This is a genomic window from Acinetobacter sp. YH01019 (genome assembly GCF_013420285.1).
Taxonomy (GTDB): domain Bacteria; phylum Pseudomonadota; class Gammaproteobacteria; order Pseudomonadales; family Moraxellaceae; genus Acinetobacter; species Acinetobacter gandensis.
Window position 1 is genome coordinate 1 of sequence record NZ_VOYM01000026.1, and the last position, 19994, is coordinate 19994.

The 19994-nt window shown below is 37.4% G+C and carries 14 protein-coding genes and 1 tRNA gene; 10 read left to right on the plus strand and 5 right to left on the minus strand.

Annotated features, from left to right (window positions below; genetic code table 11):
- Window positions 1–56 precede the first annotated feature (56 nt).
- Both FTT84_RS08165 and queA read right to left on the minus strand, forming a co-directional pair.
- Window positions 57–1097, minus strand: a complete 1041-nt coding sequence (locus FTT84_RS08165) for a hypothetical protein (protein ID WP_257223378.1) — start codon at window positions 1095–1097, stop codon at window positions 57–59.
- 22 nt (window positions 1098–1119) lie between these two features.
- Entirely contained in the window at window positions 1120–2160 is a 1041-nt protein-coding gene (gene queA / locus FTT84_RS08170) for a tRNA preQ1(34) S-adenosylmethionine ribosyltransferase-isomerase QueA (protein ID WP_067767990.1), read from the minus strand.
- Window positions 2161–2339: 179 nt separating this feature from the next.
- On the opposite strand from queA, the gene FTT84_RS08175 reads away from it, so the two are divergent.
- Window positions 2340–2426 (plus strand) — tRNA-Leu (locus FTT84_RS08175).
- A gap of 243 nt (window positions 2427–2669) precedes the next feature.
- Here the strand turns inward: FTT84_RS08175 and FTT84_RS08180 are convergent.
- Entirely contained in the window at window positions 2670–4904 is a 2235-nt protein-coding gene (locus FTT84_RS08180; RefSeq protein WP_180080774.1) for an NADP-dependent isocitrate dehydrogenase, read from the minus strand.
- A gap of 1057 nt (window positions 4905–5961) precedes the next feature.
- On the opposite strand from FTT84_RS08180, the gene FTT84_RS08185 reads away from it, so the two are divergent.
- The 6 genes from FTT84_RS08185 (at window position 5962) to FTT84_RS08210 (ending at window position 14813) form a co-directional block, all read left to right on the plus strand.
- Window positions 5962–7254, plus strand: a complete 1293-nt coding sequence (locus tag FTT84_RS08185; RefSeq protein WP_180080776.1) for a sensor histidine kinase KdpD — start codon at window positions 5962–5964, stop codon at window positions 7252–7254.
- An 87-nt stretch (window positions 7255–7341) separates the two neighbouring features.
- Window positions 7342–10101 carry a bifunctional [glutamate--ammonia ligase]-adenylyl-L-tyrosine phosphorylase/[glutamate--ammonia-ligase] adenylyltransferase gene (glnE, locus tag FTT84_RS08190; RefSeq protein ID WP_180056372.1) on the plus strand — a complete coding sequence of 920 codons (2760 nt, stop codon included), beginning with the start codon at window positions 7342–7344 and terminating at the stop codon, window positions 10099–10101.
- An 18-nt stretch (window positions 10102–10119) separates the two neighbouring features.
- Window positions 10120–11046, plus strand: coding sequence for a branched-chain amino acid transaminase (locus FTT84_RS08195; protein WP_180056370.1), 927 nt, complete (start codon window positions 10120–10122; stop codon window positions 11044–11046).
- Between the two features lie 84 nt (window positions 11047–11130).
- Entirely contained in the window at window positions 11131–12018 is an 888-nt protein-coding gene (locus FTT84_RS08200; RefSeq protein ID WP_180080778.1) for a mitochondrial fission ELM1 family protein, read from the plus strand.
- 469 nt (window positions 12019–12487) lie between these two features.
- On the plus strand, window positions 12488–13834 hold the full coding sequence (locus tag FTT84_RS08205; protein ID WP_180080780.1) for a sulfatase-like hydrolase/transferase: 1347 nt from the start codon (window positions 12488–12490) through the stop codon (window positions 13832–13834).
- Window positions 13835–14006: 172 nt separating this feature from the next.
- The gene (locus FTT84_RS08210; RefSeq protein WP_180056473.1) at window positions 14007–14813 is read left to right on the plus strand and encodes a polysaccharide deacetylase family protein; all 807 of its coding nucleotides are present in this window, start codon (window positions 14007–14009) and stop codon (window positions 14811–14813) included.
- Here the strand turns inward: FTT84_RS08210 and FTT84_RS08215 are convergent.
- Both FTT84_RS08215 and FTT84_RS08220 read right to left on the minus strand, forming a co-directional pair.
- Window positions 14810–15748: a glycosyltransferase family 2 protein gene (locus FTT84_RS08215; RefSeq protein WP_180056363.1), complete on the minus strand. Its 939-nt coding sequence runs from the start codon at window positions 15746–15748 to the stop codon at window positions 14810–14812. The two genes, FTT84_RS08210 and FTT84_RS08215, sit on opposite strands and share 4 nt — an antisense overlap.
- Before the next feature lies 1 nt (window position 15749).
- Window positions 15750–16718 (minus strand): ELM1/GtrOC1 family putative glycosyltransferase, encoded by a 969-nt coding sequence (locus FTT84_RS08220; RefSeq protein ID WP_180056361.1) that lies wholly within the window; start codon window positions 16716–16718, stop codon window positions 15750–15752.
- A 187-nt stretch (window positions 16719–16905) separates the two neighbouring features.
- On the opposite strand from FTT84_RS08220, the gene FTT84_RS08225 reads away from it, so the two are divergent.
- Genes FTT84_RS08225 through FTT84_RS08235 form a run of 3 tightly spaced genes read left to right on the plus strand, consistent with a single transcriptional unit; the run spans window position 16906 to window position 19917 of the window.
- On the plus strand, window positions 16906–17982 hold the full coding sequence (locus FTT84_RS08225; RefSeq protein ID WP_180056471.1) for a glycosyltransferase family 4 protein: 1077 nt from the start codon (window positions 16906–16908) through the stop codon (window positions 17980–17982).
- Window positions 17983–18040: 58 nt separating this feature from the next.
- A complete protein-coding gene (glf, locus tag FTT84_RS08230) occupies window positions 18041–19192 on the plus strand; it encodes a UDP-galactopyranose mutase (RefSeq protein ID WP_180035817.1) in 1152 nt (383 codons plus the stop codon).
- Window positions 19192–19917, plus strand: coding sequence for a DUF4422 domain-containing protein (locus tag FTT84_RS08235; protein ID WP_257222939.1), 726 nt, complete (start codon window positions 19192–19194; stop codon window positions 19915–19917). The genes glf and FTT84_RS08235 overlap by 1 nt, the downstream gene beginning before the upstream one ends.
- Window positions 19918–19994 lie beyond the last annotated feature (77 nt).

The following is a 19994-nucleotide window of genomic DNA, read 5'->3' on the forward strand; positions in this document are numbered from 1 at the left end:
GATGCCATTTTTCTTTATACTGTCACTGAGGCAGGTTGGACATTTGATTTCTAGAGTTATTTGCATTTCTCTATTTTATCAAAATTCAACCTGCTTTTTTTCAGCATACTTTTTGAAACACCACCAGTTCTTAAATGTCCACGTAATGCCGAAACGTCGTTTATCTGTTTGGCTTTGCTGCTGACTTTAAATAAATCTAGAGAACCAAGATAGCACATTATTTGATTGTTCGGATGAAATAGCAGGTCACCTTGTCGTTGCTGAAAAAAATCCGAAAGTTTCAGTACAAAGCTTGGTGTGAGTAGCTTTGCCGACGCCAATTCATCGCTGCAAAAGAACTTTAATTTACGATTGGTTTGTATATCGCTGCTATGCCATGGAAAGCTGTATGGATAAGCATAATCTTTACCTGAAGCTGAAACAGCTAGCCCGTGAATAGAGACATCAAACACAAAAACGCCCCAAAGGTCTTTGTGAATTTCTTTGACTTTAACTTCATCACCATCTTTATCACGTACACGGATTTCATGGACATAGTGATATTGAAATACCATCACCTGATGTTGCTGCTGATTTTCATCTTCCCAGACGGTACTTGCATAAGAGCTAATCTCATTGGACAAGCTACCTTGATTAAATACTGGAAACATACGTTTGAGATGACCAAGAAACTGCAAATGATTCAGTTGAATGGAAATATGTTGAGGTTGTTGATTAAAGGCCAAATGATATTTTTTGGCGATACATTCTTTTTCTAAGTATTCAATGACATCTTCAAGCGGATCATCTTTTTCATAACTGATATATGCCCAAAACAGCATGATTAAGCCCGCTACAAAGCAAAGTTGTGCCCAAGCGTGGTCAGGTTGTATCACAATAAATAGGGCAAAGCAGGCGCCTATAAACCCTAAAGCTAAGGGCAATAAATTTTCAAATTTGAGTGTGATAGGTGCATTCCAAGGATGCAATCCATCAAGGATGTCTTGCTGTGTTTCAGCGTTACGACCAATATCCCATAACCGAGCAATATTGCGAAAAACCACTTCATTTTTCTTACGACGAATGTGGATGGAATGTTTCACAGTATCAATCGGCATGGGCGTGGCTTCTATAAGCGAATTATTTTACGTTGATATTATCAATCAGCATGGCATCACCATAACTGAAGAAACGATATTTACTTTCAACCGCATGGTGATACGCATTTAAAATATTGTCGCGATTTGAAAGGGCAGAAACCAACATTAAAAGAGTAGATTCTGGAAGGTGGAAGTTAGTGATTAAGCGGTCGACCACTTTGAATTCATATCCTGGATAGATAAAGATTTGAGTATCACCTGTCCATGCTTTTAATTCGCCACCATTCGCTTGCGCCGCGCTTTCTGTTGCACGAGTCGCAGTGGTGCCGACTGCAATGACTTTATTGCCACGAGCTTTGGTCTCGCGAATTAAAGCCATTGAATCTTCTGATACATCACACCATTCGCTGTGCATGATATGATTTTCAATGTCATTGGTACGTACAGGCAAGAACGTTCCAGCACCTACGTGTAGGGTCACAAATGTTTTGTTAATGCCTTTTGCGGCTAATTTTTCTAGTAGTGCTTCATCAAAATGCAAACTTGCAGTTGGCGCAGCTACAGATGCTAATTTTGTTGGGTCGTTAAATACAGTTTGGTAGCGTTCAGTATCAATACTTTCAGCTTCACGGTTAAAATAAGGTGGAATAGGCAATGCACCATACAAATCCAAAACTTGTAAAATAGGTTGTGAAAACTCAACTACGAATAAGTTTTCATGACGACCTTTTACTGTAACTTTGACTTCATCTGGGCCAATAAACAGTTCAGCACCTTCTTTGGGTGTATTACTGGCTTTTATGTGGCAATGTGCTGTTTGTGGGTCTAAAATTCGCTCAACAAGAACTTCAATTGCACCACCTGTTGCACGTTTACCTTTGAGGCGTGCTTTCATCACTTTGGTATCGTTCAATACCAATAAATCACCCGGTTCAAGCAGGTCTAAAATATCTGTGAAATGTTGATCATGATATTGGCCTTGGCGATCAAGGTGTAGCAGGCGAGACGCACTTCGTGTTTCAAGCGGGTAGCGGGCTATGAGTTCATCGGGGAGATTGAAATTAAAGTCAGAGAGTTGCATGTCAAGAAATCTGATAAAGAAGCAAAAGAAATTTGGCTTAGTATAAACTTTTTTGGGTTTTAACGTTGAAATTGATGGATTATCCATCGAAAAAAACCTGTACGCTTTATTTTTAATCAATTGGGAATTTCTTGCGTTGACAAGTCTCTGAAAAAGTTTATTATACGTTTCAACACCTACCCGAGGTGGTGAAATTGGTAGACGCGGTGGATTCAAAATCCACTATCAGAGATGATGTGTCGGTTCGAGTCCGACCCTCGGGACCAAAATTCTAAAAACCCCAAGCTTATTAAGACTTGGGGTTTTTTATTGCCTAAGAAAAATAGAGTGGATAATTCTATTTATAAATTTGGCTATTTCTTTGTATAAGCTTTCTTTAAAACTATAAATTCATATCTATAAAATGCGATGCATATATGGAATAGCATTTCATATTCTAAGAAATAAAAAAACCAGCGCCGAAGCGCTGGTTTTTTTACATCACTAACTTAAGTTAGTTTTGCATCAACTTATTGAGCAGCATCAAGAGCAGCATTCAAAGTTGCGCTTGGACGCATTACAGCATTTACTTTCGCTGTATCTACAGCGTAGTAACCACCGATGTCCGCAGCTTTACCTTGAACTTCAGCAAGTTCTGCAACAATTTTTTCTTCGTTGTCAGCAAGAGCTTGAGCAAGAGGAGCGAATTTCGCTTTAAGATCTGCATCTTCGTCTTGCGCAGCAAGTTCTTCAGCCCAGTATTTAGCAAGGTAGAAGTGGCTGCCACGGTTGTCAAGTTCGCCAGTACGACGTGATGGAGACTTGTCATTGTCAAGCAATTTACCAGTCGCAGCATCAAGCGTATTTGCAAGAAGTTTAGCTTTCGCGTTGTCTTCTTTGATGCCCATTTCTTCTAGAGAAACAGCAAGCGCCAAGAACTCACCTAAAGAATCCCAACGTAAGTGGTTTTCTTCTACAAGTTGTTGTACGTGTTTAGGCGCAGAACCACCCGCACCAGTTTCGTACATGCCGCCACCAGCCATTAACGGCACGATAGAAAGCATTTTCGCAGAAGTACCCAATTCCATAATCGGGAACAAGTCTGTTAGGTAGTCACGTAGGATGTTACCTGTTACAGAAATGGTATCTAGACCGCGCGCAACACGTTCAAGCGTATAACGCATTGCACGTACTTGTGACATGATCTGGATATCAAGACCGGCAGTGTCGTGATCTTTCAGGTATTTTTCAACTTTCTTGATCAGTTCATTTTCGTGTGGACGGTACGGGTCAAGCCAGAAGATCGCAGGCATGCCTGAGTTGCGTGCACGAGTCACAGCAAGTTTCACCCAGTCACGGATCGGAGCGTCTTTCACTTGGCACATACGCCAGATATCGCCTTCTTCCACGTTTTGTGACATCAACACTTCACCAGTTTCTAGGTCAGTGATGTTTGCAACACCCGCTTCAGCGATTTCGAAAGTTTTGTCGTGTGAGCCGTATTCTTCAGCTTTTTGCGCCATCAAACCAACGTTAGGAACTGTACCCATAGTACGTGGATCAAAGTTACCATTCCATTTACAGAAATTGATCATTTCTTGGTAGATACGCGCGAAAGTAGATTCAGGCATTACAGCTTTACAGTCGTACTGTTTGCCGTCAGCGCCCCACATTTTACCGCCACCACGGATCATTGCAGGCATAGATGCATCTACAATTACGTCGTTAGGTGAGTGGAAGTTGGTGATGCCTTTTGCAGAATCAACCATTGCAAGCGCAGGACGGTGTTCTTGGCAAGCGTGTAAGTCAGCAATGATTTCTTCACGAAGAGAAGTCGGAAGAGTTTCAATTTTTTCGTAAAGACCAGACATACCGTTGTTGATGTTAATACCTAACTCATCAAACAATTTGCCGTGTTTTTCGAATGCATCTTTGTAGTAAATCTTCACACAGTGACCGAAAACGATTGGGTGAGACACCTTCATCATGGTCGCTTTAACGTGTAGAGAGAACAAAATACCAGCTTCGCGGCAATCTTCTAACTCTTTTTCATAGAAGTCGCAAAGCGCTTTTTTGCTCATGAACATTGAGTCGATGATTTCGCCTTCTTGAAGCGCAACTTTTGGCTTAAGAACAACAGTTTCACCAGACTTAGTGATCAATTCCATTTTTACGTTACGCGCGCGGTCTAAAGTCATCGACTTTTCGCCGTGGTAGAAGTCACCTTCGTCCATGTGAGAAACGTGAGTTTGAGACCACTGTTTCCATTCGCTCATAGAGTGCGGGTGTTTTTTCGCGTAGTTTTTAACAGCAGCAGGCGCACGACGGTCAGAGTTACCTTCACGAAGTACAGGGTTCACAGCAGAACCTAAACATTTGCTATAACGCGCCTTGATTGCTTTTTCTTCTTCAGTCGCTGGGTTTTCCGGGTAGTCAGGAATTGCGAAGCCTTTAGATTGAAGCTCTTTAATACAAGCAGTCAATTGGCCAACTGAAGCACTGATATTTGGGAGTTTGATGATGTTTGTGCTTGGATCTTGAGTTAATTGTCCAAGCTCTGCCAAAGTATTTGGCACCTTTTGTTCGTCGCTTAAGTAATCTGTAAATTCAGCGAGTACGCGTGCTGCTACAGAGATGTCGCGTTTAACGATTTCAACGCCAGCAGGCTTAGTAAAGGTCTCAATGATCGGCAGCAGAGAGTAAGTCGCCAATAATGGCGCCTCGTCGGTCAGTGTGTAAATGATAGTTGACTTTCCACCAGCCATATATAGCCCCTTGCTTTGGATTATGTTTTTGAGGGCCGAGCTTATGGCACAGCCCCTACGAACCGATTTGCTTAAATAAAACATTGAAAGTATCGGTGTTCAGGGCTTTTCAGTCAACGCAAGATACAGTGATGTGGACATTTCGTAGAAAAATGATACAACACGAAAATAAATACTCGTTGCCCAATAATGGGGCAATATTTTGAAAATTAAGAAGAATCAAGGCTCATTCATAGTTTTAAACTATTGAGCAATTAGATTGTGATTAGTTTTATTGGTATTTATACGGTTTTCTCATCAGGCTTTATTTATTTGTAAAACAATATGGCTATAGCGTCAAATAAATAATGCCTAATTGCTGCCTGCATTTCGTCGCAATTGTTCATAACTTCACCAGTTTTTGTGAAGTCCGGGTAAATCACTGTAAAAAAACTTCATTTGGAAATTTGGGACGTTAGGCGTGGTATCCAAAAAATACTATGGATGAAAAATAAATTAGATTGACTCCGTAAAAGCGATCGCTGTGCTAGCTCTGTATGCCATGTCAAAAAAATGATTTATATAAATCGTCGTGATTGGTATTTTTAAGAAAAAATAATCAAATTAAAAGAATGTGTTTAACCTACAAGAAATAAAAAATGGGCGGATTTTGTCCCATTAGGCTAAAAATGCTTTGAAAATATCACCAAAATTTGTGATACATCTCTAAAGTTCTGTATGTGTTTTTTTGAGTGTTCTGTAAGTGAATGTTTCTATTTAGATTGTGTTAATTGAATGATATTAAAATCTAGTCAATTTTGATATTGTGAACACATCTTAACTTGGTTTATTATACTATTGATTAGTATGAATAAAAAAATATATTAACAATGAATATTGGATATATTTCTATTAAATTATTTTAACGTTTGGTATATTTTAAAGTGGAATTAAATTAAGTAAGTGACATTAGTCTTTTTATTAGCTTTTGTTATTGAGTCGAATGATAAATTTTGCTAATAATCTTGAGCACGGTCGTTGGTTTTTATTTGAAAGATCAGCCTAGGAGAACAAATGAATGGTACTTCAATTACTTGAGATTGGATCACAAACTGAATTGTTAGCTGCCTGCCGCTTGTCTTTGCTCATGGGGGTCTACACTGACGATAATCGTGTCGAAGATTTTTTAAAATTTGCGCGTGGCATGATAGGTACGGATAGCGCAATTTTGGCATTTAAAGATGAGCCTTATATTTGGTATGCCTCAGAAAATGGGCTTAAAGCATTCCTTGCTCAAACCGATGATGATTATCTTGATACGTTTTTTGAAAACCATTCACGTATAGACTCTTGTTCAGAGAATTATCCAGCTTATAGTGCTTATTTAAAGCAGCTTGGGGTCGGTCATCGCAGGATGGTGGCTTTTGATTTGAAATATAATCAAGCTTCAATTGGTAAGGTCATGCTATTTGATGATCAGACAGAACAGTTTGAGGAAAAACAATTAAAAATTGTCGAAGAGTTTGTGCAAAGCTTAGTTAATATTATTCAACTTCGTGTGGAAAATGCAGAATTAAAAGAATTGTATGAACAGCAATCAGCTCTGAATTTTAGTAAAACCAAATTTTTTCAAATTATTGCGCATGATTTACGTGCTCCGTTTCATGGGCTATTGGGCTTTTCAGAAGTGCTGGCACAAGAGCGTGGTACTTTAGATGATTCTAGTATTCAAAATATTGCAGATTATTTACATGACACCACGCAATCGACTTATAACTTACTTGAAAGTCTGTTGAATTGGGCCATGGCGGAAGGCGGACGTTTTGTTTATCACCCTATTAATTTCGATTTAAATCAATCGGCGAAAATTGTCTGTGATGTACTCAATGGTTTAGCCGTGAAAAAAAATATTCGCTTAATTAATGATGTGGCAATTGGCACGAAAGTGAATGCGGACATCAATATGATGACTTCGGTAATTCAAAATTTGGTCTCCAATGCATTGAAATTTACACATACAGATGGTCGCGGCTCAGTTCGTTTGGCAACAGAGCAAATTGGACAGCAAATTTTATTGACCATTCAAGATACCGGTTTAGGTATGTCTCAAGCTCAAATTGATGATTTATTCCAGCAAAAATTAACGGTAAGTATTAAGGGAACGGCTGGAGAGCGTGGGACTGGACTTGGTTTGGTGCTGTGTAAACGTTTTGTTGATTTAAATCAAGGTGAAATCTCGGTGACTTCTAAAGAGGGCGAAGGGACAACTTTTAAAGTACTATTACCTGCTGCAACAAGTAGTCATCATGTTTTGAATGTGGATGCGGCCTGTCATGAGCAAGAATGCCTGGCAACTCAAGTGAATGGTTAGTTTGCATGAGATAAAAGTCTAAAAACACTTTTCCCTGAGCATTTGTAGCTGTTATAACTAGAAAAAAATCATGCTAGGGTTTGTGGAATGAATGTGCAGCAATTGCAGAAAACATTACGTGCCAGTCAATATGCTGAACAGGTGTTAGGCATCCATCAAAAAAGTTTAGAACAAGACTATGCAATTGATCAGTACTTAACATCATTGAGTACCCAGCAAATTCAAGATTATGTTTCCCAAACATTAGATCAAATTACTGATGAAACCATGTGGATGCGCGAACTTCGTGTACTTCGAGCGCGTTTAATGTTTCGTTGGATTTGGCAAGATGCCAATCAATTAACCGATGTTGTTACTTTAACTCGTGAGCTTTCTGATTTTGCGGATGTATCGATTTGCGCTGCCAAAGATTTTGCGCGTATTCCATTGGTTGCCAAACATGGTGAACCTGTGGGTTATAAAGGCAATGTGCAAGATTTAATTGTCGTTGCGATGGGTAAGCTTGGTGCACAAGAGTTAAATCTGTCCAGTGATATTGACCTGATTTTTGCTTTTGATGAACAAGGCGAAACCAATGGGCGAAAATGTATTGATGTACAGCAGTTCTGTATTTTATGGGGACAAAAACTGATTTATTTACTGGATCACATTACCGCTGATGGTTTTGTTTTCCGTGTGGATATGCGTCTTCGTCCGTGGGGGGATGGTTCTGCTTTAGCGATTAGTCATGCTGCATTAGAAAAGTATCTCAGCCAACATGGTCGCGAATGGGAACGCTATGCTTGGATTAAAGCTCGTATCGTGACGGGTGGTAAAGAAGGAGATGAGCTTCTTGAAATGACACGTCCTTTTGTATTCCGAAAGTACGTTGATTACACTGCTTTTGAAGCCATGCGTGAAATGAAAGCAATGATTGAACGTGAGGTTCTGCGCCGTAATATTGAAGATGATATTAAATTAGGGGCAGGCGGGATTCGTGAAGTTGAATTTATCGTACAAGTCTTTCAGTTAATTTACGGTGGCTCAAAACTAGAGTTACAAGATCGCCAATGTTTAGTGAGTTTGCATCACCTAGGCGAAGTGGGGTTGCTGGAGAAAACGGCTGTCAATGAACTGGAAGATGCCTACTTATTCTTGCGTCGGATAGAACATGCCATTCAAGCCTTAAATGATCAGCAAACTCAGTCCTTGCCGCATGAAGATGAACCACGTCAACGAATCTTGGATACACTTGGTTTTGCAACATGGGATGAGTTTTTAGAGGTGCTCAATCAAAAACGCTCAAAAGTTATCTATCAATTTGAGCATTTGATTAAAGAAAAAGAACCAGACCCATTGGTTGAGAGTTTTAGCCAGCTTGAAACACAATTGAATGAAGTCCTTGATGATGATGCTAAGAATCTAATTCATGAGTTTTGGTATGGCCATGCCTTAAAAAAATTGCCAGCAAAAGCGGTACAGCGGTTAAAAACCTTTTGGCCGCATCTCATTGAAGCCATTTTACAGTCAGATAAGCCACAAACGGCTTTGCTACGTTTGATGCCTTTGGTGGAGTCGGTCATGCGTCGTACTGTTTATTTGGTCATGTTGATTGAAAGTAAAGGTGCGTTGCAACGTTTAGTCAAAATGGCAACAGTCAGCCCATGGATTTGCGAGGAGTTAACACATTATCCAGTTTTATTGGATGAGTTCCTGTCCATGGATTTTGAGTTACCCAAGCGCAAAGACTTAGAAGACTCACTGCGTCAACAATTGCTGCGCATTGAGATTGATCAAGTTGAAGATCAAATGCGTGTACTGCGGTTATTTAAAAAATCCAATGTTTTGGCTGTGGCTGCAAGTGACGTATTAGCAGAAAGCCCTTTAATGAAAGTGTCTGATGCTTTGACCGATATTGCAGAAGTATCTGTGAATGCGGCATTGCATTTAGCCTATCAAATTGTGGCTAAAAAGCATGGCTTTCCTGTCGATGCACAAGGTCAACGCTGTTCAAACGACCGTACCGCTTTTGCTGTTATTGGCTATGGCAAGGTAGGTGGTATTGAGCTTGGTTATGGCTCAGACTTAGATTTGGTGTTTATTCACTTTATGGATGAACAAGCAGATACAGATGGGCAGAAGCCAATCAGTGGATTTGAGTTTGCTATGCGGGTTGCGCAAAAATTTATGTCCTTGATGACCACACAAACTTTAGATGGTCGTGTATATGAAGTGGATACTCGCTTACGTCCTTCAGGTGAAGCTGGTTTATTGGTCACAAGCTTAAAAGCCTTTGAACAATATCAACAAAAAAATGCTTGGGTATGGGAGCATCAAGCTCTAGTTCGTGCAAGAACAATTGCGGGAGAACATAGTTTACGCGTTGAAATTGAAAATCTGCGTTGTAATATTTTGACCCAAACGCGTGATGAGGCGAATGTTCGTGCAGAAGTGCTGAAAATGCGTCAAAAAATGAAAGACCATTTAGGCTCTTCTAAAGAACAGCAAAAAGATGGAATTTTTCATTTAAAACAAGATGCAGGTGGTATCGTTGACATCGAATTTATGGCACAGTATGCAGTATTAGCATGGAGTGGGTCGAATCCCGATCTCGCCCATTACTCTGACAACGTACGAATCCTTGAGGATGCCGCAAGAACGGATTGCTTATCCAGCGCCGATGCGACAGCATTGATTCAAGCTTATCTCCGTGAACGAGCCGAGAGCCATCGTCTAGCACTTGCGAATCAATCCATGCAAGTTTCAGCTGATGATTGGCACGATACCCGAGTGGTCGTTTGCAAGCTATGGCAAAGATTAATTGATCCAGCTGCTATTTCGGCACTGGATAAAAATGACTGTGTATAAAAATTTGGAGTGTGTGCCATGAACTTGGCTGATCGTGATGGTTTTATTTGGCAAGATGGACAATTGGTTGACTGGCGTGAAGCGAAAACTCACGTATTAACACATACTTTGCATTACAGCATGGGTGTGTTTGAAGGTGTCCGTGCCTATGAAACTCCGAATGGAACGGCTATTTTCCGTTTAAAAGAACACACTAAGCGTCTTCTAAATTCTGCAAAAATCTATCAAATGAATGTTCCATTTGATCACGCAGCATTAGAACAAGCACAAATTGATGTTGTTCGTGAAAATAAATTAGCGTCTTGTTACTTGCGTCCAATTATTTTCATCGGTTCTGAAAAATTAGGTATCGCTGCGACAGATAATACAATTCATGCAGTGGTTGCGGCTTGGAGCTGGGGTGCATACCTTGGCGAAGAAGCGATGGCGAAGGGTATTCGCGTTAAAACATCGTCATTTACGCATCACCATCCAAACGTGACGATGTGTAAAGCAAAAGCATCTGGTAACTACACTTTGTCGATTCTTGCACATCAAGAAGTAGCACATGCGGGTTATGACGAAGCAATGCTTTTAGATCCGCAAGGCTATGTATGCCAAGGTTCAGGTGAAAACGTATTCCTTGTACGTGATGGTGTGATTCATACCCCTGATATTGCGGGTGGTGCACTTGATGGTATTACACGTCAAACAATCATTACAATTGCTAAAGACCTTGGCTTTGAAGTGGTTGAACGTCGTATTACACGTGATGAATTCTACATTGCAGATGAAGCATTCTTCACAGGTACAGCAGCTGAAGTAACACCAATCCGTGAATATGATGACCGTCAAATTGGTGAAGGTTGTCGTGGTCCAATCACTGAGCAAATCCAAACTGCATTCTTTAATGCGGTTCAGGGTAAAGACCCTAAATATGCACACTGGTTAACTTACGTAAAATAAGCTGATCGGTTAAGATGAAAAGGCGAAACTAGGTTTCGCCTTTTTTTATTGGCTTGAAGATATTGAATTTTTTGGAACGAGACTATGCATATTGTTTATGTCAGTGATGGTAAAGCAGGACATCGCTCACAGGCTCTAGGTTTATTTAAGGCCATGCAGCGCCAATCTCAGGAAGCAGTCACATTTCAAGAAATTTCAATTGATGATTTGCCTATAGCGACACTTATTTCTGCACTGTTTAGCCATCAAGTTCATGCCGTAGAACACGAGCCAACCTATATTTTTGGCGTCGGTAGCCACACACATTTTCGAGTATGGCTGTTAGGCAAAGTGTATAACAAAGCCAAAACCATTATTTTAATGAAGCCAAGCTTGCCGTTTGCATGGTTTGATTATGCTGTGATTCCACAGCACGATGGTATTCAAGCATCAAATAAAGTACTAACGACACAAGGTGCGTTAAATCCTATTGTAAATGAAGAACGGCATCAGCATGGTCGAATCCTAATCGCTTTGGGTGGCTCTTCAAAACGCCATCAGTGGAATGCAGCTAAAGTACTTCATGCAATTCAACAGATAGTCGAGCTGAATCCAAATTCAGAAATCATTTTGACCACTTCACGGCGCACACCAAAAGCGTTTTTAGCAGAATTAAAACAGTTAAAAAATATTGAAAAAGTACAGATTTTCCCAGTTGAAGTCACTCCGCAAGGTTGGATTTTCGAAGAAATGCAAAAAGCCGAAGCGGTTTGGGTAACTGAAGATAGTGTTTCAATGATTTACGAGGCTCTCACCGCGGGTTGTAAAGTCGGGGTGATTGAAGTGGATCGGTTGAAGGAAGATCGGATTACAACATCTGTCGATCACCTTTTTCATCAACAGTATATTACTCGTTTTACTACCTTGTCTCAATTAGCTCAACCACAATATTTTGCTGAAGCAACTCGAGTTGCAGTTGAAATATTCAAATAATGAACAGATTCTTTAATATAAACATCTAGATAAATTAAGATACTAAAATGCAATGACTAACGCTTACGCTTTTTTTGAACAATATCAATAAAATAAATGATGGAAAAAAAGCCGAAACTTAAGTACAGTGGCGTTCAAAATTTGTATCTAAGGAAAATAGCAGCAAGTCCTGATACAAGAACATTATTGGAGATAAGAATGACATTGCTTCTACATAAAAAGAGTGTAATTCACTTTTTTTATACATTTTTTTTAGTGCTTTTTTTGGGGGGCAGAATACTTTTTAACAAAGAATGGCGTAGTAAGTATTGAGTTCTCAAAATATGTTGAAAGTTACTTATTAGTTTTCATTTTATTTTATCTCTGTTTATTATCTGGGTATAAAACTTTTTCCTTAATTGTAACTAACTTTATTATTTACATTATTGGTTCCAATATTGTTTTTTTGACCTATTTTGGCCGTTTATTAATGCCTTATGATATTAGTCAATTTTTTTATGAATTTGCCGATATTATGGGAGGATTGTCTGGTGGAATAAAAATTTTCCTTATTCCGCTCTGTCTATATTTACTGCTGATTGTTTTAAATACTATTTATATTTTGAAATATGTAAACAATAAAGAAGCAGGATATAAAAAATACCTCTTTTTTATGGTTGCCGTATTAGGTTTAATGGGACTTATGGTTCCAGCCTTAAAGGGAAAAGTCTTTGAAAATAATCTACATTACCCAGTTGTGAGAAATACCATTAATTGTATTTCCAGCTTTTTAATTGGAAGCAGTAAATCTTTATTTTCAGAACCTGAAGCTAAAAAAGTATATTCAAAATACAGTGTTGAAAATATTGATACAGTGCAAGACTTTAATGTGATTGTGGTTGTTGGTGAAAGTACTGCATTTAAACATTTGGGCTTATATGGTTATGAAAGGCAAACAACTCCATTTTTGAGCTCACTTAATGGGCAATCAGGGTTTAAATATTTTTATGGCATCAGTCGAGGTTTTTCTACACGTATAGGTGTTCCACTTTTGCTTAATGTTATTTATGAACCAGATAATGCTGAGCAGTTATTATCCATGCAAACAAATTTATTTACGCTTGCTAAAGAAACTGGTCGCAATACCTTATATCTTTCTAATCAAAAGTCTGGCGTTCTCGCTTCTTTAGTAAACATGAAAGATATTGATCAATTCCATGATGTGTTCTCTAAAGAAATGCCAGAGAATACAACAGATATGCGATTAATCGAATTGATTGAAAAGAAAAAAGAGGCATTGGGGAAAACACCATATTTTATGGTTTTACATCAGCGTAATAGTCATTTTGCTTATGAAGAAAACTATCCGAAAGCTTATAATTTTTATACAGGCAGTAAAGATGAGTTTGCGAAATTGGTCGACACTTATGACAACTCAATGCATTTTCAAGATGACTTCTTTAAAGCCTTGAGAGCCTCAGCTCAAAGAGTGAGTTCTAAGCCAACGCTTATTTTCTATACATCAGATCATGGTGAGTTATTTGGTGAGAATAGTTTATGGGGGCATGGAACTCCAATTTTGCAGTCCGCTGCTGTGCCAATTCTGATGTTTGGGGTCAACGGTGCTGAAAAATGGGTAGATGATCTTCAATATTCAAATTGTTATATGACAAATTATGAATTGGGTAAAATTGTTGCTGCTTCATTTGGACGTAAAATTATTAATCCAAATGAAAATAACGATCAAATTTTTATTAATATTAATTTACCGCTGGATAGCTCTAGTAAATTTACAGAAGTAAATGCTAAAGAAGCCAAAGCCTTATGTTCACAATAAGGCAGCACTCAATTTAAAAGAGACTTAAAAACTGATTTCTATTCAATATAGAATTCAGTTTTTTAATGGAATTTTAAATACACAATACGGCTCGCTCAATTTGAGAACTTTTCTTTTCTTATGAAGAGGACTGTGGCACTATTTGGAAAGGAACTTTGGTTTGGTCCATATTGTGATTTATATTTGTATTTTTACACTCATGATTTTACTCGCGTGGAGTTATAAATATGCTTGGTGGAAGCCCGCTGTAGATTGGAAAAGACCGCGTATTTTAATGTATCATATGGTGTCTGAGCATATCGATGGTGCAAAATTTAATAAGTTGCGGGTTAAACCTGAAGAGTTTGAGAAGCAAGTGGCTTGGATGAAAGCTGAGGGTTTTCATTTTGTCACAATGCATGAGTTGCAACAAAATTGGGGGCAGCATCCTAAAAAAACGGTAGCAATTACCTTTGATGACGGCTATTTAGATAACTTGGAAAATGCTTATCCAATTTTAGAAAAATACCAAGCCAAGGCGACGATTTATGTAGTGGTTGATCGCCATAACCGTGATTGGTCAACCTATAAAAAAGCCCATCACAATAGCGGTGAGTTAGCCCGAGAACCTAAACTGAATGATGAGCAAGTTCAGTATCTGGCACATAGTGGTCTTGTTGAAATTGGTTCGCATACTTTGACACATGCCAATTTGGATAAATTGGATGATGCAGCATGCTTGTTTGAACTTAGAGAATCGAAAAAACAATTAGAGCAATTAATTGGTATGTCTGTGAGTAGTTTTGCCTATCCTTTTGGTATTTATTCTGAGCGCGATGTGTGTTTAGCAGAGCAGGCAGGTTATAGCAATGCTGTGACCACCAAAGAGGGCATTGATGGCCTAAGTCCCAACTTTATGCAATTACAACGGATTAAAGTTAGTGGTAAGGACTCAATGTTTGCGGTGAAGTTGCGGATGAAATTAGGGAAAAGAGCTTAATTGCTCTCCCTGCTATTAATTTTCCTTACATGATTTAATTGATTGAAATAGCTAGTGAGTTTCATATGATGTTTGTCCCACGTCTGAATTGGATCAATGTGCGCAGCTAAATAAATAAGAAAGTCTGTAAAATTTTTCTGTGGTGTATGGCGTATACTTTTCCAATAGGTTGAAATCGCTTTTTTGATCAGTAGTTTTTTATTTTGTTCAGTAATATCTGGGTAATCTTGGATAAAATCATCAATTGTGAAGAACATATCATGGTGTTGTTGCTCTAGATGGCGAGATAGACGGTTTTCTCCACGGATAGATTTTGTTTCGGCTTCATCTAAAATAACAAAAACACTATGTAAGCCACTAGAAATTATTTTTTTTGAATATTTAGCTAAGTTTAAAGCTAGAGATTCATCTTGAATAAATATATTTTCATTGCAGCCTCTAGACTTTAAAAATAATTCTCGCGTACACATGACGCACATCTGCATAATATTATTTTCAAGTACATAGCTTAAGGGAGTCGTACTAGATTCCCAGATTCCAGTAGTATGTTTTTGAATTTCATTGACATCGTGAATCTTTACTTTTTCTGCATAGCACAAATCCGCTTGCTGTTTTTGCATCTCTTGTAAAAACATATTTAAGCGATCTGGAGCCAGAATATCATCAGAATCCATGAAAAAGAGATAATCACCAGCTGCAGTAAATGCGCCTTGGTTTAGGCGAACAGCAGGACCTTTATTATTCGTATTTTGGATAATTTTGACTTTGGGATAATTGGTCAATAAGTATTGATAATTAGTCGGCCATTCTGGATCTGTAGAACAGTCATCCACCACGATAATTTCATGTAAATTTTCATCTTCGGGTTGTAGTGAGTCGATTGTTCTATTGAGCAATAAACCCTTATTGTAGTGAGTGAGGATGACGGAAATCATTTTAATATCCTAAATTACGTTTAAAAGCTTGACCAATCGGTCCAGTTAAATCTAAGTCTTGGGTATTTTTATATTTTGGACATTGAAAATCTTCTGCTAAGTTTTGTCGTTGCATGAGTTTATGTTGAAGGTATTTCTGATTTAAAGGTTCTAAAACAGATTTGGAGCTATAAATTGAACAGATAAAGCGCCCACTTTGAATGGTTTCAGCTAGCATAGACGTGCTATCTTCTGTGACAAAAATATAGCTGGACTGTTGAATAAGCTGCACTAAAGATAAAGCATTTTTAGTTTGAACTAAATGTAATTGAATATTTGAGGGAATAGAGGTCTTTTGAAAATAGCCTTCTAAATTAGGTGTGCGGCGAGAATTGGTAATTAATCCTTTCAACTGATTTTGAGCACAAAAAGCAATAAATTTTTTAATCATTTTTTCAAAATCTTCAGTTGAAAAAGGATGCTCATCTGTCGGACCACCTAAAATTAATAAAGCCGTAGTTTGATCAAGCTGATCATACTGTAAGGTAAAAAAGTCTTTTTTTACTGGAGGGGTAGTTAGCACTACTTGGTCCGACGCAGTATTTTGTTTTAGTGCTGTAATTGTACAGTTCACCAGTTGTCCATTTACTTTGCGTAAATCACCTGCGTAAAACAATGGAACTTTTAATCTGCGACTGACAAAAATGCCATAGAGCAAATTCGGCATGCCTGAACAAATAATACAGTCAATATTTTGCTTGAGTGACAAATCATTAAAAAGAATACGTGAGCAAAGATCGAATAAATAAGGATACCAAGTCAGTTTTTTTAACAGGCTGATCTGCCATTTTTTTATATCAGGAGTTTCTGCATTTTTTAAAGTTGTTGCATAAGCTGTTTCTAGGCAGTCATATACGCCAAGGCTAGGATTTAAATGTCCAGCACGTTGGTCATGAATCAGGAGAACTGCAAGGCTAGGTTTGCTTTTCATAATATTTGAAAGTTTGATCTATCTATTTGGTATAGTAGCAAAATTCATTAAATTTGTCAGAACTGCTAGTTATGAGCTAAGGGTGTGGAATTTAAGAAAGGGGAATAGATTAAATAAGTTTAAAATATTAGAATATTGAGATAAAGGGTCACTGCTTAAATTGTTTTAAGGTTATATTTTGAAAAAAATGAAGATTATTAATACTGTATATGGTGATGCAACTGGCGGTAGATGGCAAGCTATGTTGAATATTGCCGATACCTTAGAGCAGATAGGAGGACATGAAGTTGTTCTATTGCGTGGTGAGGAAAATAAACATTTAAGCAGTGGTCAACGTCCTATTCATGTAATTCCAAATACTGGATTCTATAGCATTATTGCTGCCATGAAGGTTCGAAATTTTATCCAACAGCAACAACCGGATGCTGTAATCGCTCATAGTGGAAAAGCGGTATGGCTTTTCAAGAATGCTATGATTGGTATGGAAAAGAAAATTCCTGTTATTGCAGTTAATCATAGTCATAATGTGAAACGGACAGTGCGTGCAGATGCATTTATTCATATTACTCCTTATATTCAGGATTTAGTTAAATCAAGGCTCACTAAGGAGCAAGATGAACATAAAATGCATCGTGTCATTTCAAATCTTATGCATTTACCTGATGAGCCAGCACTTCCATCTCCTTTGAAATCTCCACCAACTATTGGCATGCTGACACGAATGATTCCAAATAAGGGAGTTCATGTTGTAATTGAAGCTATTCATATACTTAATAAAAAAGGAATATCTATAAATGCTATTCTTGCTGGTGATGGCGAGAATAAACAAGAATATCAAGAAATGGTAAAGAGCTTCGGAATTGAACATCTAGTAAAATTTCCTGGCTGGGTAGATGCTCAACAAAAAGTCGAGATTTATCATCAAGTAGATATGATGGCGATTACCTCATTAACTGATATTCAACCACTCGGTATTTTAGATGCATTTGGCTGGGGAAAGATCGTATTGAGTAGTGATCATATTGGACCTATGCAAGTATGTAAGCATCGTGAAAATGCTTGGGTTAGTAAAGTTGGAGATCCTGAAGACTTGGCTAATGGTATTGAATATCTGATAAATCATCCAGATGAAGCATTAGAAATTGCACAAAATGCAAAACAAGAAGCATTAAATATTTATTGCTTTGAACAAATTGCGAAAGAGCATAATAAGTTTATTTCAGAAGTGGTTGAGTATTTTAATAGTTTAAGAGCAAAGTCTTAAATTTCAACTGTTTTTTAAATATAGAGTTGCGTAAACCTTTAGATTGATAGAGTAAATAATGAATTTTCTTATAGTTGGAGCTGGTTTTACAGGTGCTGTTATTGCCAGAGAGTTGGCCCAACACGGACATCAAATCACGGTGATTGATCAGCGTTCTCATATTGCTGGAAATTGTCATACTTTACGAGACGAGAATACAGGGATCATGGAGCATGTCTATGGGCCACATATTTTCCATACAAGTGATGAACTAGTATGGAAATATATTAATAAGTTTGGTGAATTTGTCCCTTACATTAATCGTGTGAAAACAACATATAATAATGAAGTATATTCGTTACCAATTAATTTACATACGATTAATCAATTTTATAAAAAAAGTATGAACCCTCAAGAGGCAAAGGATTGGATTAAATCAATTGCATCAGATGATATTCAAGAACCAAAAAACTTTGAGGAGCAAGCTTTAAAGTTTATTGGTAAAGATTTATATGAGTCTTTTTTTAAAGGTTATACTAAAAAACAATGGGGATGTGAACCGAGTAGTTTGCCTGCCAGTATTCTAAAGCGTTTGCCTATTCGTTTTAATTATGATGATAATTACTTTTCACATAAATATCAGGGTATGCCTCGAGATGGTTATACTTATTTAGTGCAAAATATTTTATCGCATGAAAATATTGCTATTAAACTTACTACAAAATTCGATGCTTTATTAAAAAATGAATTTGATCATATCATTTGGACGGGCAAGCTTGATGAGTGGTTTGATTACAAAAAAGGTCATTTAGGTTATAGAACTCTAGATTTTATTAAGTTTGAGGCGGAAGGAGATTTTCAAGGTACTGCAGTAATGAATTATGGAAATGAAGAGGTTCCATTTACACGTATTTCAGAGCACAAGCACTTTACACCTTGGGAAGAACATCATCGAACTATTTATTTTAAAGAATATAGTCGAGCATGCACAGAAAAAGATATTCCTTATTATCCTATTAGATTGGTTGATGACAAAAAAATCTTAGATGAATATATAAAGCTTGCTCGGGATGAGCGAGGAGTAACATTTGCAGGACGTTTAGCAACTTATCGTTATATGGATATGGATGTAACAATAAGAGAGGCTTTAGATTTGTCAAAAAAAATGCTTAAAGATATCGTACAAGGAAAACTGATTGAAAGTTTTTACCATCAGGAGGGTATTTCCTGATGAAATATGAGGTCTACATCGCAACGCACAAAGCATATTATTTTCCATGTATAGAGCCTTATATTCCGATTCATGTGGGAAAGGAAAACTCATTATTAGATCTAGGTATTATCGGTGATAATACTGGAGATCATATATCTCACCTTAACGCTTCATTTTGTGAATTAACAGCTTTGTATTGGATGTGGAAAAATTCTGAGGCAAAAATATTAGGATTAGTACACTATCGACGTTATTTTGTGAATCAACAAGGTGAGCTACTAACAACAAATGATATTAGCCAATTAGCTGAAAATCATATTTGGGTCGCAAAGAGAAATCAGTTCTTTAAAGTTAAAAAATTTTTTGGATTACGATTTTCAAAAAAAGCTATTAGCGTTAAAGAACATTATGAAAAAGATCACTATCTGGCTGACTTTATTTTATTACGTCAAATAATTGAGAAGAATAGTCCTGAATATATTAAGGCATTTGATTGTTTGAGTAATTCGATTAAAGGAATATCTTTATTCAATATGTTTGTCATGCATAAAATTTGGTTAGACAAATACTGTAATTGGATGTTTAAAATTTTATTTGAGCTTGAAAAAGAATTAGATATTTCTTCTTATAATTCATATCAAAAAAGAATATTTGGTTTTTTGTCTGAGCGATTATTTAATGTGTTTTTATTGCATCATAATAATGAAATAAAAGTAAGTGAAATTGATGTCGTAATGAAATAATATTAGACTTCTTGCGTTAGTCACATTTTAAGCAGCCAAAAGCTATATTTTATGAGGCTTTAGCCAATTCAAAAATT